We start from the raw sequence: 12,842 nt of genomic DNA on the forward strand, positions 1-12,842 counted from the left end.
GCGCAAGATCGAAGTAACAAGCCCCCGTTGTGTAGCGGCCTAGCACGCTGCCCTCTCACGGCAGTAGCGCCGGTTCGAATCCGGTCGGGGGTACAGATCCTTCCCGCGAGAACACCTGGGTCGCACCCACGTTTTCGATGCAGGATCGCTAGGGCCCCCGTTGTGTAGCGGCCTAGCACGCTGCCCTCTCACGGCAGTAGCGCCGGTTCGAATCCGGTCGGGGGTACTTGCAACACCATGGGCTATGGTGTAATTGGCAACACTACGGTTTCTGGTACCGTCATTCTAGGTTCGAGTCCTGGTAGCCCAGCGCAAGATCGAAGTAACAAGCCCCCGTTGTGTAGCGGCCTAGCACGCTGCCCTCTCACGGCAGTAGCGCCGGTTCGAATCCGGTCGGGGGTACAACAGCATGATACGAAAAGGCCCTTCACCTCGGTGAAGGGCCTTTCTTGTGTGTCCCTCAGAGGCCGTAGCGCTGGGCTGCCTCCTCGGCCTGGGCCAGCCGGCGCAGCGACGTCAGCAGGGGCTCGTAGAGCACGGCCGAAGCCACCGCGGCCTCCACCTGCTCGGCCTCCGAAGGGAATTCCTCCATCGCGTCCAGGTCCTGCACCGCCACCCGGCGCATGACGCGGGCCTGTTGGGTGAGGTAGTCCACATCGCAGGGGTAGCCGAGGCGGATGAGGGTGGCCACGGAGGCGACCAAGGAACGGTGTGCGGGGGAGAGTTCACCCAGCTCCCGGGCCGTGGTCCAGCCGAGGTCCGCGAGCAGCCGCGCCACGTCGGCGCGAGCGGTCGCCGTCTCCGGGGCGTCCTCGTCGGGCTCGGGGCCGTGCGGCAGCGCCCACAGGGCGGCGCCCAGCCGGATCGTCCGGCCGAGTGACTCGTCGTCGACGTGGGCCAGCACCTCGCGGGCCGTCGCCACCGTGAGGCGGCCGACCTGCAGCAGCGCCCGCACCAGCCGCAGCCGGCGCAGGTGGCTCTCGTCGTACTCGGCCTGGGTCGCACTGACGTGCCGGCCGGCGGGCAGCAGCCGCTCGCGCAGGTAGTACTTGATCGTCGCGGTCGATACGCCGCTCTGCTCGCTGAGTTCCGACAGTCGCACCCTCTGCGCCTTCCCTTGCGCCGCCCATTGGGCGGTGCCACTATCCAACCATTGGATAGTGGCGGTCTCCAATGACTCGCCACGAGCCGACGAGTGCTGGGGGCACACCATGTTCGCGAAGCTGAATCCGGGCCGGACGACCGCGGCGGCCGAGGGCGACGTCGTCGTCCTTCTGATCGGGATGCGCATCAACCACTTCTGGGGTGTGCACCACTGGCTGCCGGTCTTCGCAGCGATGCCGCGCATGCTCCGGGAGTTGGGCAAGGACAAGAGCCGGGGCCTGCTCGGCTACACGCTGCTGTCCGGCTCGCCGCGGACGTACTACGTCGTCCAGTACTGGGAGTCGAAGGAGAAGCTGTACGCGTACGCCGCCGCCGGCGACATGTTCCACCGGAAGGCCTGGGCGATGGTCAACCGCAAGGAGAAGAAGTCCCGGCAGCATGTGGGGCTGTGGCACGAGAGCTACGTGGTGCCCGAGGGCAGTTACGAATCGATCTACGCCGACATGCCGGCCCATGGCCTGGCTGCGGCGACGGGTGTGCTGCCGATCGAGCAGCGGGGCCGCCGGGCGGCGGACCGATTCGCGCATCGCGCGTCCGGGGAGTAGACGTCGGAAGAAGGAAGAAGAAGGGGGCCGCCACGGCGCTGGGGCGGCCTTCGGGGAAGGGCGGGGCGTTGCGCCGGCTCAGCCCGTGCGGCGCAGGGCCTCGCTCAGCCGTGCGGCCGAGTCGATGATCGCCTGGGCGTGCATCCGGCCCGGGTGGCGGGTCAGCCGCTCGATCGGTCCGGAGACGGAGACCGCGGCGACCACCCGGTTCGACGGTCCGCGGACCGGTGCCGAGACCGAGGCCACGCCCGGCTCGCGCTCACCGATCGACTGGGCCCAGCCGCGGCGCCGTACGCCCGAGAGGGCTGTTGCCGTGAAGCGGGCACCCTGCAGGCCCCGGTGCAGTCGCTCCGGCTCCTCCCAGGCCATCAGGATCTGAGCGGAGGAGCCCGCCTTCATGGTGAGTGTGGAGCCGACCGGCACGGTGTCCCGCAGTCCGGACAGGCGCTCCGCCGCCGCCACACAGATCCTCATGTCGCCCTGCCGGCGGTAGAGCTGTGCGCTCTCGCCGGTGATGTCACGCAGATGCGTGAGAACGGGCCCTGCCGTCGCCAGGAGCCGGTCCTCACCCGCCGCGGCCGCGAGTTCCGCGAGCCGGGGGCCGAGAATGAAACGGCCCTGCATGTCCCTCGCCACCATTCGGTGGTGTTCCAGTGCCACGGCCAGTCGATGAGCCGTGGGCCGTGCGAGCCCTGTCGCCGCGACCAGTCCGGCGAGGGTGGCCGGACCGGACTCCAGGGCGCTCAATACCAGAGCTGCCTTGTCGAGAACGCCGACGCCGCTAGAGTTGTCCATACGACGATACTCGCGTCTCACTCTGTGAAACGCAAGTTCAATTTTCTCCGGAAGTTGCGAACCTGTACGTGCGGCCGCACAACGGCCCGCAGCCACCGCCCCGCTCGGGGGTCCGGACGGAGGCGCACCGAATCTCTAGTTGGGCCGGCGAAGACGCCGGCCGGAGGGAAAGCGATGGGTAGGACACTCGCGGAAAAGGTCTGGGACGACCACGTCGTCCGGCGCGCGGAGGGCGAGCCCGACCTTCTCTTCATCGATCTGCACCTGCTGCACGAGGTGACCAGCCCGCAGGCGTTCGACGGTCTGCGCCAGGCCGGACGCCCGGTGCGGCGCCTCGACCTCACCATCGCCACCGAGGACCACAACACCCCGACCCTCGACATCGACAAGCCGATCGCCGACCCGGTCTCCCGGGTCCAGCTGGAGACCCTGCGCAAGAACTGCGCGGACTTCGGCGTCCGGCTGCACTCGCTGGGCGACGTCGAGCAGGGTGTCGTGCACGTTGTCGGCCCGCAGCTGGGCCTGACACAGCCGGGCACCACGGTGGTCTGCGGTGACTCCCACACCTCCACCCACGGCGCGTTCGGCGCGCTGGCCTTCGGTATCGGTACCAGCCAGGTCGAGCACGTCCTGGCCACCCAGACGCTGCCGCTGGCCCGCCCGAAGACCATGGCGATCACTGTCGAGGGCGAACTCCCCGACAGCGTCACCGCCAAGGACCTGATCCTGGCGATCATCGCCCGCATCGGCACCGGCGGCGGCCAGGGTTACATCCTCGAATACCGCGGTTCCGCCATCGAGAAGCTCTCGATGGAGGCCCGGATGACCATCTGCAACATGTCGATCGAGGCCGGTGCCCGCGCGGGCATGATCGCCCCGGACAGGACCACCTTCGACTACCTGCAGGGCCGTGACCACGCGCCCGAGGGCGAGGACTGGGACGCCGCGGTGGCGTACTGGAAGACCCTGCGCTCCGACGACGACGCCGTCTTCGACGCCGAGGTCGTCATCGAGGCCGCCGAACTCGCGCCGTTCGTCACCTGGGGCACCAACCCCGGTCAGGGCGCGCCCCTGTCGGCCAACGTCCCCGACCCTGCTTCGTACGAGGACGCCTCGGAGCGCAACGCCGCCGAAAAGGCCCTGGAGTACATGGGGTTGACCGCCGGCCAGCCGCTGCGCGAGATCAGCGTCGACACCGTCTTCGTAGGTTCCTGCACCAACGGCCGGATCGAGGACCTGCGCAACGCGGCCTCGATCATGGACGGCCGCAAAGTCGCCGACGGCGTACGGATGCTGGTCGTCCCGGGCTCCGTCCGGGTCGCCCTGCAGGCCGTCGAGGAGGGCCTGGACAAGGTCTTCACGGCCGCCGGCGCCGAATGGCGGCACGCGGGCTGCTCGATGTGTCTCGGCATGAATCCCGACCAGCTGGCCCCCGGCGAGCGCTCCGCCTCCACCTCGAACCGCAACTTCGAGGGCAGGCAGGGCAAGGGCGGCCGCACGCACCTGGTCTCCCCGCAGGTCGCCGCCGCGACCGCCGTGCTGGGCCATCTGGCCTCGCCCGCAGACCTGTCCGACGCCCGTACGCCCGCCGGAGTCCGATAACCATGGAAGCATTCACCGCACACACAGGCCGGGCCGTCCCGCTGCGCCGCAGCAACGTCGACACCGACCAGATCATCCCCGCGCACTGGCTGAAGAAGGTCACCCGCGACGGCTTCGAGGACGGGCTCTTCGAGGCCTGGCGCAAGGACGAGAACTTCGTCCTCAACCGCCCCGAGCGGGACGGCGCCTCCGTCCTGGTGGCCGGCCCCGACTTCGGCACCGGCTCGTCCCGCGAACACGCGGTCTGGGCCCTGCAGAACTACGGCTTCAAGACGGTCATCTCCTCCCGGTTCGCCGACATCTTCCGCGGTAACTCGCTGAAGAACGGTCTGTTGACCGTCGTCCTCGACCAGAAGGTCGTCGACACGCTGTGGGACCTGACGGAGGCCGATCCGACGGCCGAAATCACCGTTGACCTGGAGAAGCGGCAGGTTCTCGCAGAGGGAATCACCGCCGACTTCGAGCTCGACGAGAACGCCCGCTGGCGACTGTTGAACGGGCTCGACGACATCAGCCTCACCCTTCAGAACGAAGCGGACATTGCGACTTACGAGGCGGCCAGGCCGTCCCATAAGCCGCGTACAATTGACGCCTGAGCAGCGCTTTTCCCGAACTGCGCCCCCTGCCTTCCGGCAGGGGGCGCAGTCGCTTGTTGAGACCCCCTCGGGCGACAACTCGCCCCAGATGGCACAATCGGTGCATGGGACGCGACAGCCAACTCGAGCTCTATGGCGAAGTCGCCGACCGATTGAAGGAAGCGCACGCAAGGGTGCGCACACTGCAAGTCCCGGAGGGCGTAAGGATGGCGCTGTCCCGGAAGCTGCTGGTCGTCACGGCCGCGGCTAAGCACGATCTCCCGGACGCGGCAAGGCGTCTGGACCGGTTGATGAAGGACCTCGACGAGGGCCGATTCCCCGAAGGTGACTGAGTCTGCGGAACAGTGCAGCGGTCGACTTCGTTGCGGCACAAGGGTGATTAGCCCGTTTCGTGTTTGATTTGCGGTATATATCTGCCTAACGTGCGAAAAAGCCGGAACAGTTTCGTTCTGGCGATGTCTCCGAAGGGGAAGACGTGAACAAGGCGCAGCTCGTAGAAGCGATTGCCGACAAGGTCGGCGGCCGTCAGCAGGCCGCAGACGCTGTCGATGTGGTACTCGACGCGATCGTCCGTGCGGTTGTCGCGGGGGATCGTGTCTCGGTCACCGGCTTCGGCTCGTTCGAGAAGGTCGACCGCCCCGCCCGGTACGCCCGCAACCCGCAGACGGGTGAGCGCGTACGGGTCAAGAAGACGTCCGTCCCGCGTTTCCGTGCGGGGCAGGGGTTCAAGGACCTGGTGAGCGGCTCCAAGAAGCTCCCCAAGAACGACGTGGCCGTGAAGAAGGCCCCCAAGGGAAGCCTCTCCGGCGGTTCTTCCACCCGTACGACGGCCAAGGCCGCGGCCAAGAAGGCCACCGCCAAGAAGGCCACGGCGCGCAAGACGACCGCCGCAGTGAAGAAGACCACCGCCGCCGCCGCCAAGAAGACCACGGCGAAGAAGACCACCGCCACGGCCAAGAAGACCACCGCGGCTGCGAAGAAGACGGCCCCGGCGAAGAAGGTGACAGCCACGAAGAAGACCGTGGCCGCCAAGACCGCGCCCGCCAAGAAGACCACGGCGAAGAAGGCGCCCGCGAAGAAGACCACGGCGCGCAAGACCACAGCCAAGAAGGTCACCGCACGCAAGAAGTGAGACCGGGCATCGCTCGCTCCTCATACGCGCCGGGCCGGGCTCCCTTCGGGGAGCCCGGCCCGCGGGCTGTCAGGAGCCGTTCAGAGCGTCTGCAGCGTCACCAGGGTGATCCGCAGCGACGCTCCCTCACCCTCGGTCTCGATCCGCACCCGCTGCCCCGGACGCAGCAGCCGCAGGCTGCCCGCGTCGAAGGCGGGGGCGTCGAAGTCCACCGGGGTGCCGTCGTCGAGAAGCACGCTGCCGGTGCGGGTCTCGGAGTCGTACGTGAACGAGGTCGCCTGCATGAACGGCAGCCTATCGGTCCCCGGCCGGCGCCATCGAGGTCCGCACCTGCGCGGTGTACGGCCCCACCCCGAGGGCCAGGGCCACTCGCAGATCCTCGCCCGTGTCCACGTCCCTGCGGACGGAGTCGAGGCCGGGCAGTGAGATCTCAGCAGCACCCGACGCCAGGTGCCGTGCCGCGGACGGTCCGCCGAAGGCCGGCCGCAATTCCACTCCGGGTGCCGCCGAAAGAAATGTGGTGCCGATTCCCTGCGTATCGGTGACAAATGCGCGAGAAAATGCCGAGCAGAATTCGAGCACCCGCGTCAATTCCTCCGGGCGCAGTGCGGGAAGATCCGCATTGAGGGCGGCCACCGCAGCGCCGGGACGCTTCGCCCGCACGGACCGCGCGCCGTGCTCCAGTGCCGCGTTCAGTCCGGCCGCCGGTGCGTCGGCCACGATGCGGGCCCCGAGCGCGGCAAGCGCCGCCCCGGCGGTCCGGTCGTCCGTGACGACCACCACATCCCTTACAGCCCGGCAGGACAGTGCGGCGGACACCGTGTCCTGGGCGAACGCCAGCGCGAAGCGGGGACGCAGTTCCTCGCCCGCCGCCCGCCCCAACCGGCTCTTGGCCCGTGCGAGCGGTTTCAGCGGGACGACCAGTGACCAGGAGTCGGTCGGGTCGGTGTTCGTGGCGATCTCCCCCTCCGTACGCATCAGGACTTATTCTCGCCTGCCGGTACGACAACCCGGAGGGCCGCCCCCGCGGGCGAGGCGTACGGTGTTCTCCACACAGAAGCGGCCTGGGGCGAGATGTCACCGCCACAAGCCAGGCAGCAGGTCAGTTCCTAGAGGAAGGCGTCCGAGTGTCCCGCCGTAGAATCGGCTTCTGGTACCGCCTGGCAGCGGTCATCACAAAACCGCCCCTGGTGGTTCTGTTCAAGCGCGACTGGCGGGGAATGGAACACATTCCGGCCGATGGCGGATTCATCACAGCGGTCAATCACAACTCGTATCTGGACCCGCTTTCGTATGGACACTTCCAGTACAACACCGGCCGGGTGCCGCGGCTCCTCGCGAAAGCGGGACTGTTCAGGACGCCCTTTGTCGGAATGATGCTCCGCGGCACCGGACAGATCCCCGTATACCGTGAAACGACCGATGCGCTGGACGCTTTCCGTGCCGCCGTCGACGCCATCGAGCGGGGCGAATGCGTCGCCTTCTACCCGGAAGGCACCCTCACCCGCGACCCCGACATGTGGCCGATGGCCGGCAAGACCGGCGCCGCCCGCGTCGCGCTGATGACCAAGGCCCCGGTCATCCCCGTCGCCCAGTGGGGCGCCAACCTTGCGATGCCGCCCTATGCCAAGGACAACAAGCTCCAGTTGTTCCCTCGCAAGACCCTCCAGGTGCAGGCGGGACCGCCGGTCGACCTCTCCCGCTTCTACGGCCTCGAGCCGACGCCCGAGGTGCTGCGCAGTGCCACCGAGGCCATCATGGCCGCGGTCACCGCACAGCTCGAGGAGGTACGCGGCGAGAAGGCCCCCACCGAGCTCTACGATCACCGCAAGGCCCGTGCTGAACAGCGGCGCAAGGCAGAGGGAAAGGGACCCACGTGACGCACCCCGCAAAGGCAGCCGTCTTCGGAACCGGCTCATGGGGTACCGCTTTCGCCATGGTCCTCGCCGACGCGGGCTGCGAGGTCACTCTCTGGGGCCGCCGCGCCGAAGTCGTCGAGGCCGTCAACACGACCCGTACCAACCCGGGCTATCTGCCGGGAATTGAGCTCCCCGCATCGGTCCGGGCCACCACCGACCCCGCCGAGGCGCTGCGCGGCGCCGATTTCGCGGTCCTGGCCGTGCCCTCGCAGACGCTGCGCGCCAACCTCGCCGCCTGGGCACCGGACCTGGAGTCCCGCACCGTGCTCGTCTCCCTGATGAAGGGCGTCGAACTCGGCACGGCCAAGCGGATGAGCGAGGTCATCGCGGACGTCACCGAGGTCACCCCGGACCGCATCGCCGTCGTCACCGGTCCCAACCTGGCCAAGGAGATCGCCGAACGCCGCCCCGCCGCGGCTGTCGTGGCCTGCTCGGACGAATCCGTGGCCCAGCGCCTCCAGGCCGCCTGTCACACCCCGTACTTCCGGCCGTACACCAACACCGACGTCGTCGGCTGCGAACTCGGCGGCGCCGTCAAGAACGTCATCGGCCTCGCGGTGGGCATCGCCGACGGCATGGGACTCGGCGACAACACCAAGGGCTCGCTCATCACCCGCGGCCTCGCCGAGACGACCCGCCTGGGTCTCGCCATGGGCGCCGACCCGCTGACCTTCTCCGGACTGGCCGGCCTCGGCGACCTGGTGGCGACCTGCTCGTCCCCGCTGTCGCGCAACCACACCTTCGGCACCAACCTCGGCCGCGGGATGACGCTCCAGGAGACCGTCGCCGTCACCAAGCAGACCGCCGAGGGCGTCAAGTCGTGCGAATCCGTACTGGATCTGGCGCGCAGGCACGGCGTCGACATGCCCATCACCGAGACGGTTGTCGGCATCGTCCACGAGGGCAAGGCGCCGGTGGTCGCGCTCAAGGAGCTGATGTCGCGCAGCGCCAAGCCCGAGCGGCGCTGACTCGAGCCCTACCAGCAGGTACGCTCGTCGCGATATGAGCAGCCAGAACCTCCCCCAGAGCCCTGAGAGCCCCGTGAGCTCCGAGCGGAGCTCCGAGCAGCGCCGCAAGCCGCGTGTGGCGGTCGTGTTCGGCGGCCGGAGCTCCGAACACGGAATCTCGGTCGTCACCGCCGGTGCCGTGATGAGCGCCATCGACCGGACGAAGTACGACGTCCTGCCGATCGGCATCACCACGGACGGCCGTTGGGCCCTCACGGCCGACGAACCGGCCCGTATGGCCATCACGGACCGCCAGGTCCCGAACGTGGACCAGCTGGCCACCTCCGGACAGGGGGCCGTGGTGCTTCCCGTCGATCCCGGCAACCGCGAAGTCGTCTACAGCGAACCCGGCGCGGTGCCCGAGGTGCTCGGCGAGGTCGACGTCGTCTTCCCCGTGCTGCACGGCCCGTACGGCGAGGACGGCACGCTCCAGGGGCTCCTGGAACTCTCCGGTGTGCCCTATGTCGGCGCCGGTGTCCTCGCCTCCGCGGTCGGCCAGGACAAGGAGTACATGAAGCGGGTGTTCATCTCCTTCGGGCTGCCTGTCGGCCCGTACGAGGTCGTCCGTCCCCGGGAATGGGATTCGGACCGCCCCGCCGCCCGTAAGCGCATCATGGAGTTCGCGGCCGAGCACGGCTGGCCGCTCTTCGTCAAGCCCGCCCGTGGTGGCTCCTCCGTCGGCATCACCAAGGTCGACGACGCCGCCGGACTCGACGAGGCGATCGAGGAGGCCCGCCGGCACGACCCCAAGTTCCTCGTGGAGTCCCTGCTGCGCGGCCGCGAGATCGAGTGCGGCGTGCTGGAGTTCGAGGACGGTCCGCGCGCCAGCGTGCCCGCCGAGATCCCGCCGGTCACCGCGCACGACTTCTACGACTTCGAGGCCAAGTACATCGACTCGGCGGCCGGTCTGGTGCCCGCGCCGCTCACCGAGGAGCAGACCGCCGAGGTTCAGCGGCTCGCCGTCGACGCCTTCGAGGCCACCTCCTGCGAGGGCCTGGTGCGCGCCGACTTCTTCCTCACCGAGGACGGCACGTTCGTCATCAACGAGATCAACACCATGCCGGGCTTCACCCCGATCTCCATGTACCCGCGCATGTGGCAGGAGAGCGGCGTGAGCTACCAGGAGCTGGTGGACCGGCTGATCCAGGCGGCGCTGGACCGCTCCACCGGACTGCGCTGACCCCCGCACACTAGAGACTGTCGGGCACCGTGTCCCTGACGGGTACGGCGAACGCCGACAGAGGGGTGACATCGTGGGCGTACTCCACCCCGAGCGTCACCTCCACATATGCCTTGCGGTAGGTGGTCGTGAACCGCGGACCGGAGTCATCCCGCTGCTCCAGCAGCCAGTTGACGCCGTCCGCGTCGATCGCCTCGGACTGGGCGTCGTCCATCTTCGCGGGCCGCGGGACTCCGCAGCGCAGTACGATCGCCCCGTCCCCCCAGGCGGCGGTCAGCACCGAATCCGGTCCGGGATCACTCCGTTCGAGACCGGTGACGGTCTTCGGCAGCTCCTTGTGCAGCGCCTCGCAGTACGCTGCGGCCTCCGGCGACGGCGTCGGAACCGTGACCGAGGGGCGAGCGTCGGCAAAGGAGCAGCCCACCGCGGCCAGGACGAGCAGGGCGGCGGGCGGAGCGAGAAGTGCGGATCGGGGGGACCGGCGGCGGGCGTGCGTCACCGGACCAGCGTAGTAGGGGGTCAGAGGTGGACGACCGGGCAGGTCAGGGTTCGTGTGATGCCGTCCACCTGCTGCACCTTGGCGACCACCATGCGGCCGAGGGCGTCGACCGTTTCGGCCTGCGCGCGCACGATCACGTCGTAAGGGCCTGTGACGTCCTCTGCCTGGATCACTCCCGGAAGCTTTGCGATGGTCTCGGCGACGATCGACGCCTTGCCCACCTCGGTCTGGATAAGGATGTACGCCTGTACCACGGAACCTCCAGGGCGGCCACGAGGATCATGTGGGGGAAAGGGACGCCACGTTATCGCGTTGCTGCGGGCTGCGGGGAGACCTGCGGGCCGGTTGGCGCACACAGCGTGGCGTACACAGCACAGAAGTTGACGTATCTCTTGACGGTACCGACAGCAGTCAGGGCTCGCGACCGCAAGCCCACCGGTGCAGAAGGGGGACAGCGGTGCCCGTACGTCCCGGGGCCGGCGGCTCCCGTCGACGGCCCGTTCACGGTCCGGACCTCCGGCCGCTGAAGCAGCCCGGACAGGTGTCCGGTGCGATAAATGAGAGGTGAGTCTCGGTGAAGGGAACCGTGGGCGAGTTGGGGGAGTTCGGGCTCATCAGAGAGCTCACTTCCCGGCTCACCACCACTCCGGCGGTACGGCTGGGGCCCGGCGACGACGCCGCGGTCGTGGCCGCTCCCGACCGCAGGGTCGTGGCCAGTACGGACATCCTCCTGGAGGGGCGGCACTTCCGCCGCGACTGGTCGACCGCGTACGACGTCGGCCGCAAGGCCGCGGCACAGAACCTCGCCGACATCGCGGCCATGGGCGCCGTGCCCACGGCGCTGCTCCTCGGCCTCGTCGTACCTGCCGATCTCCCGGTCACCTGGGCCGCCGAGCTGATGGACGGGCTGCGTGACGAATGCCAGGTCGCCGGCGCCGCCGTGGTCGGGGGCGATGTCGTCGGGGGCGACACCATCACCGTCGCGATCACCGCACTCGGTGACCTGCGCAACCACGAACCCGTCACCCGGTCCGGCGCCAGGCCCGGCGATGTCGTGGCCGTCACCGGCTGGCTCGGCTGGTCGGCCGCCGGATTCGCCGTGCTCTCCCGCGGCTTCCGCTCACCGCGCGCGTTCGTCGAGGCCCACCGGCGGCCGGAACCGCCCTACCACGCGGGCCCCGCGGCGGCCGGACTCGGCGCCACCGCCATGACCGACGTCAGCGACGGACTCGTCGCCGACCTCGGACACATCGCGGAGGCCAGCAAGGTCAGGATCGACCTGCGCTCCGGGCTGATCGACATCCCCTCGCAGATGTCCGACATCGGGCAGGCCGTCGGCGTCGACCCGCTGCAGTGGGTGCTCACCGGGGGAGAGGACCACGCGATCGTGGCGACGTTCCCCCCGGACGTGAAGCTCCCGGCCCGCTGGAAGGTGATCGGCGAGGTCCTCAACCCCTCCGCGCTGCCCCAGGTCACCGTCGACGGGGCGCCCTGGACGAGCAAGGGCGGCTGGGACCACTTCGGCTCCATCGAGGACGCCCAGTAGATTCCGGGGCATGGCTATACCGACCGCTGTACCGCCCAGAGTGCTCACCGTCGCCGGATCGGACTCCGGCGGCGGTGCGGGCATCCAGGCCGACCTCAAGACGATGCTGGCCCTCGGGACACACGGAATGAGTGTCCTGACCGCTGTGACCGCTCAGAACTCGCTGGGTGTCCAGGGGGCCTGGGACCTTCCTGTGGAAGCCGTACGCGCCCAGTACCGCAGTGTCGTCGACGACATCGGCGTCCAGGCCGTGAAGACCGGCATGCTGTCCTCGGCCGCGCTCGTGGAAGCCGTCGCCGGACTCCTCGCGGGGACGGACGCACCTGTCGTCGTCGACCCCGTCGGGATCTCCAAGCACGGGGACGCACTGCTGGCCGCCGAGGCCCTCGATTCGGTACGGACGAAACTCCTGCCCACCGCGACGGTGGCCACCCCGAATCTCGACGAGGTGACCCAGCTCACCGGGATCACGGTCACCGACGAGCAGGGAATGCGGCGGGCTGCCGCCGAGGTGCTTTCCTACGGGCCGCGCTGGGTGGTCATCAAGGGCGGACATCTGCCGGGCGAGGCCGTGGACCTGCTGACGGACGGCAGCGAGGAGCACTGGCTGCGCGCGCCCAGGCACGACAACCGGCACACCCACGGCACGGGCTGCACCCTGGCCTCGGCGATCGCGTGCGGACTCGCCAAGGGCCAGGACGTGCCGACGGCCGTACGGGGTGCGAAGGCGTACGTCACCGGCGCGATCGAAGCGGGCTTCGCGCTGGGCGGCGGGATAGGCCCCGTCGATCACGGCTGGCAGACCCGCGCCCGCTGAGCGGAGCAGAGCAAAGCAAAAAGCCGGTCCACCGAGGTGG

16 protein-coding genes and 4 tRNA genes are annotated in these 12,842 nt (G+C 69.1%); 14 read left to right on the forward strand and 6 right to left on the reverse strand.

Annotated features, from left to right (window positions below):
- Nucleotides 1-20: 20 nt before the first annotated feature.
- The 4 genes from ACFWBQ_RS32285 to ACFWBQ_RS32300 all read left to right on the forward strand — a co-directional run bounded on the left by ACFWBQ_RS32285 (nt 21) and on the right by ACFWBQ_RS32300 (nt 402).
- A tRNA-Glu gene (locus ACFWBQ_RS32285) sits at nt 21-93 on the forward strand.
- A gap of 60 nt (nt 94-153) precedes the next feature.
- Nucleotides 154-226: transfer RNA gene (locus tag ACFWBQ_RS32290), tRNA-Glu, on the forward strand.
- Between the two features lie 12 nt (nt 227-238).
- Nucleotides 239-310 (forward strand) — tRNA-Gln (locus ACFWBQ_RS32295).
- A 19-nt stretch (nt 311-329) separates the two neighbouring features.
- A tRNA-Glu gene (locus ACFWBQ_RS32300) sits at nt 330-402 on the forward strand.
- 58 nt (nt 403-460) lie between these two features.
- Here ACFWBQ_RS32300 and ACFWBQ_RS32305 read toward each other — a convergent pair.
- Nucleotides 461-1,102, reverse strand: coding sequence for a MerR family transcriptional regulator (locus tag ACFWBQ_RS32305; RefSeq protein WP_385505109.1), 642 nt, complete (start codon nt 1,100-1,102; stop codon nt 461-463).
- Nucleotides 1,103-1,211: 109 nt separating this feature from the next.
- Here ACFWBQ_RS32305 and ACFWBQ_RS32310 point away from each other — a divergent pair, with 109 nt between their 5' ends.
- Nucleotides 1,212-1,709, forward strand: a complete 498-nt coding sequence (locus ACFWBQ_RS32310) for a DUF4188 domain-containing protein (protein WP_385505113.1) — start codon at nt 1,212-1,214, stop codon at nt 1,707-1,709.
- A gap of 78 nt (nt 1,710-1,787) precedes the next feature.
- Here the strand turns inward: ACFWBQ_RS32310 and ndgR are convergent, their stop codons facing one another.
- Nucleotides 1,788-2,504, reverse strand: coding sequence for an IclR family transcriptional regulator NdgR (gene ndgR, locus ACFWBQ_RS32315; RefSeq protein ID WP_033303994.1), 717 nt, complete (start codon nt 2,502-2,504; stop codon nt 1,788-1,790).
- Between the two features lie 174 nt (nt 2,505-2,678).
- Here ndgR and leuC point away from each other — a divergent pair, with 174 nt between their 5' ends.
- The 4 genes from leuC to ACFWBQ_RS32335 all read left to right on the forward strand — a co-directional run bounded on the left by leuC (nt 2,679) and on the right by ACFWBQ_RS32335 (nt 5,834).
- Nucleotides 2,679-4,106 carry a 3-isopropylmalate dehydratase large subunit gene (gene leuC, locus ACFWBQ_RS32320; protein ID WP_385505121.1) on the forward strand — a complete coding sequence of 476 codons (1,428 nt, stop codon included), beginning with the start codon at nt 2,679-2,681 and terminating at the stop codon, nt 4,104-4,106.
- A gap of 2 nt (nt 4,107-4,108) precedes the next feature.
- Nucleotides 4,109-4,702 (forward strand): 3-isopropylmalate dehydratase small subunit, encoded by a 594-nt coding sequence (gene leuD, locus ACFWBQ_RS32325; RefSeq protein WP_385505123.1) that lies wholly within the window; start codon nt 4,109-4,111, stop codon nt 4,700-4,702.
- A 104-nt stretch (nt 4,703-4,806) separates the two neighbouring features.
- Nucleotides 4,807-5,034, forward strand: a complete 228-nt coding sequence (locus ACFWBQ_RS32330) for a hypothetical protein (RefSeq protein ID WP_329207005.1) — start codon at nt 4,807-4,809, stop codon at nt 5,032-5,034.
- A gap of 143 nt (nt 5,035-5,177) precedes the next feature.
- Nucleotides 5,178-5,834: an HU family DNA-binding protein gene (locus ACFWBQ_RS32335; RefSeq protein ID WP_385505128.1), complete on the forward strand. Its 657-nt coding sequence runs from the start codon at nt 5,178-5,180 to the stop codon at nt 5,832-5,834.
- Nucleotides 5,835-5,914: 80 nt separating this feature from the next.
- On the opposite strand, the gene ACFWBQ_RS32340 is transcribed toward ACFWBQ_RS32335, so the two are convergent.
- Both ACFWBQ_RS32340 and cofC read right to left on the reverse strand, forming a co-directional pair.
- Complete coding sequence (locus ACFWBQ_RS32340; protein ID WP_385505132.1) at nt 5,915-6,118, reverse strand: hypothetical protein; 204 nt, start codon at nt 6,116-6,118, stop codon at nt 5,915-5,917.
- A 10-nt stretch (nt 6,119-6,128) separates the two neighbouring features.
- Complete coding sequence (gene cofC, locus ACFWBQ_RS32345) at nt 6,129-6,812, reverse strand: 2-phospho-L-lactate guanylyltransferase (protein WP_385505136.1); 684 nt, start codon at nt 6,810-6,812, stop codon at nt 6,129-6,131.
- Between the two features lie 149 nt (nt 6,813-6,961).
- On the opposite strand from cofC, the gene ACFWBQ_RS32350 reads away from it, so the two are divergent.
- The 3 genes from ACFWBQ_RS32350 to ACFWBQ_RS32360 are packed head-to-tail and all read left to right on the forward strand — an operon-like array spanning nt 6,962 to nt 9,940.
- The gene (locus ACFWBQ_RS32350; RefSeq protein WP_385505139.1) at nt 6,962-7,714 is read left to right on the forward strand and encodes a lysophospholipid acyltransferase family protein; all 753 of its coding nucleotides are present in this window, start codon (nt 6,962-6,964) and stop codon (nt 7,712-7,714) included.
- A complete protein-coding gene (locus ACFWBQ_RS32355; protein WP_385505141.1) occupies nt 7,711-8,721 on the forward strand; it encodes an NAD(P)H-dependent glycerol-3-phosphate dehydrogenase in 1,011 nt (336 codons plus the stop codon). The genes ACFWBQ_RS32350 and ACFWBQ_RS32355 overlap by 4 nt, the downstream gene beginning before the upstream one ends.
- 34 nt (nt 8,722-8,755) lie before the next feature.
- Nucleotides 8,756-9,940 (forward strand): D-alanine--D-alanine ligase family protein, encoded by a 1,185-nt coding sequence (locus ACFWBQ_RS32360; RefSeq protein WP_385505147.1) that lies wholly within the window; start codon nt 8,756-8,758, stop codon nt 9,938-9,940.
- A 10-nt stretch (nt 9,941-9,950) separates the two neighbouring features.
- Here the strand turns inward: ACFWBQ_RS32360 and ACFWBQ_RS32365 are convergent, their stop codons facing one another.
- Together ACFWBQ_RS32365 and ACFWBQ_RS32370 are read right to left on the reverse strand one after the other, a co-directional pair.
- Entirely contained in the window at nt 9,951-10,439 is a 489-nt protein-coding gene (locus tag ACFWBQ_RS32365) for a DUF3515 domain-containing protein (protein WP_385505150.1), read from the reverse strand.
- A 20-nt stretch (nt 10,440-10,459) separates the two neighbouring features.
- Nucleotides 10,460-10,693 carry an Lrp/AsnC family transcriptional regulator gene (locus tag ACFWBQ_RS32370; protein ID WP_385505157.1) on the reverse strand — a complete coding sequence of 78 codons (234 nt, stop codon included), beginning with the start codon at nt 10,691-10,693 and terminating at the stop codon, nt 10,460-10,462.
- Nucleotides 10,694-11,013: 320 nt separating this feature from the next.
- Between ACFWBQ_RS32370 and ACFWBQ_RS32375 the strand changes: the two genes are divergently transcribed.
- The gene (locus ACFWBQ_RS32375; RefSeq protein ID WP_351172149.1) at nt 11,014-11,985 is read left to right on the forward strand and encodes a thiamine-phosphate kinase; all 972 of its coding nucleotides are present in this window, start codon (nt 11,014-11,016) and stop codon (nt 11,983-11,985) included.
- Between the two features lie 10 nt (nt 11,986-11,995).
- Nucleotides 11,996-12,802 (forward strand): bifunctional hydroxymethylpyrimidine kinase/phosphomethylpyrimidine kinase, encoded by an 807-nt coding sequence (gene thiD / locus ACFWBQ_RS32380; RefSeq protein WP_385505169.1) that lies wholly within the window; start codon nt 11,996-11,998, stop codon nt 12,800-12,802.
- Nucleotides 12,803-12,842: the final 40 nt, after the last annotated feature.

It is taken from the genome of Streptomyces sp. NPDC060035 (assembly GCF_042736635.1).
GTDB lineage: Bacteria > Actinomycetota > Actinomycetes > Streptomycetales > Streptomycetaceae > Streptomyces.

Excerpts from the sequence above, each read along its gene's own strand:
- leuC (WP_385505121.1), top strand. The coding sequence starts at position 2,679 with ATGGGTAGGACACTCGCGGAAAAGGTCTGGGACGACCACGTCGTCCGG.
- leuD (WP_385505123.1), top strand. The coding sequence starts at position 4,109 with ATGGAAGCATTCACCGCACACACAGGCCGGGCCGTCCCGCTGCGCCGC.
- thiD (WP_385505169.1), top strand. The coding sequence starts at position 11,996 with ATGGCTATACCGACCGCTGTACCGCCCAGAGTGCTCACCGTCGCCGGA.
- ACFWBQ_RS32340 (WP_385505132.1), bottom strand. The coding sequence starts at position 6,118 with ATGCAGGCGACCTCGTTCACGTACGACTCCGAGACCCGCACCGGCAGC.
- cofC (WP_385505136.1), bottom strand. The coding sequence starts at position 6,812 with ATGCGTACGGAGGGGGAGATCGCCACGAACACCGACCCGACCGACTCC.
- ACFWBQ_RS32360 (WP_385505147.1), top strand. The coding sequence starts at position 8,756 with ATGAGCAGCCAGAACCTCCCCCAGAGCCCTGAGAGCCCCGTGAGCTCC.
- ACFWBQ_RS32330 (WP_329207005.1), top strand. The coding sequence starts at position 4,807 with ATGGGACGCGACAGCCAACTCGAGCTCTATGGCGAAGTCGCCGACCGA.
- ACFWBQ_RS32310 (WP_385505113.1), top strand. The coding sequence starts at position 1,212 with ATGTTCGCGAAGCTGAATCCGGGCCGGACGACCGCGGCGGCCGAGGGC.
- ndgR (WP_033303994.1), bottom strand. The coding sequence starts at position 2,504 with ATGGACAACTCTAGCGGCGTCGGCGTTCTCGACAAGGCAGCTCTGGTA.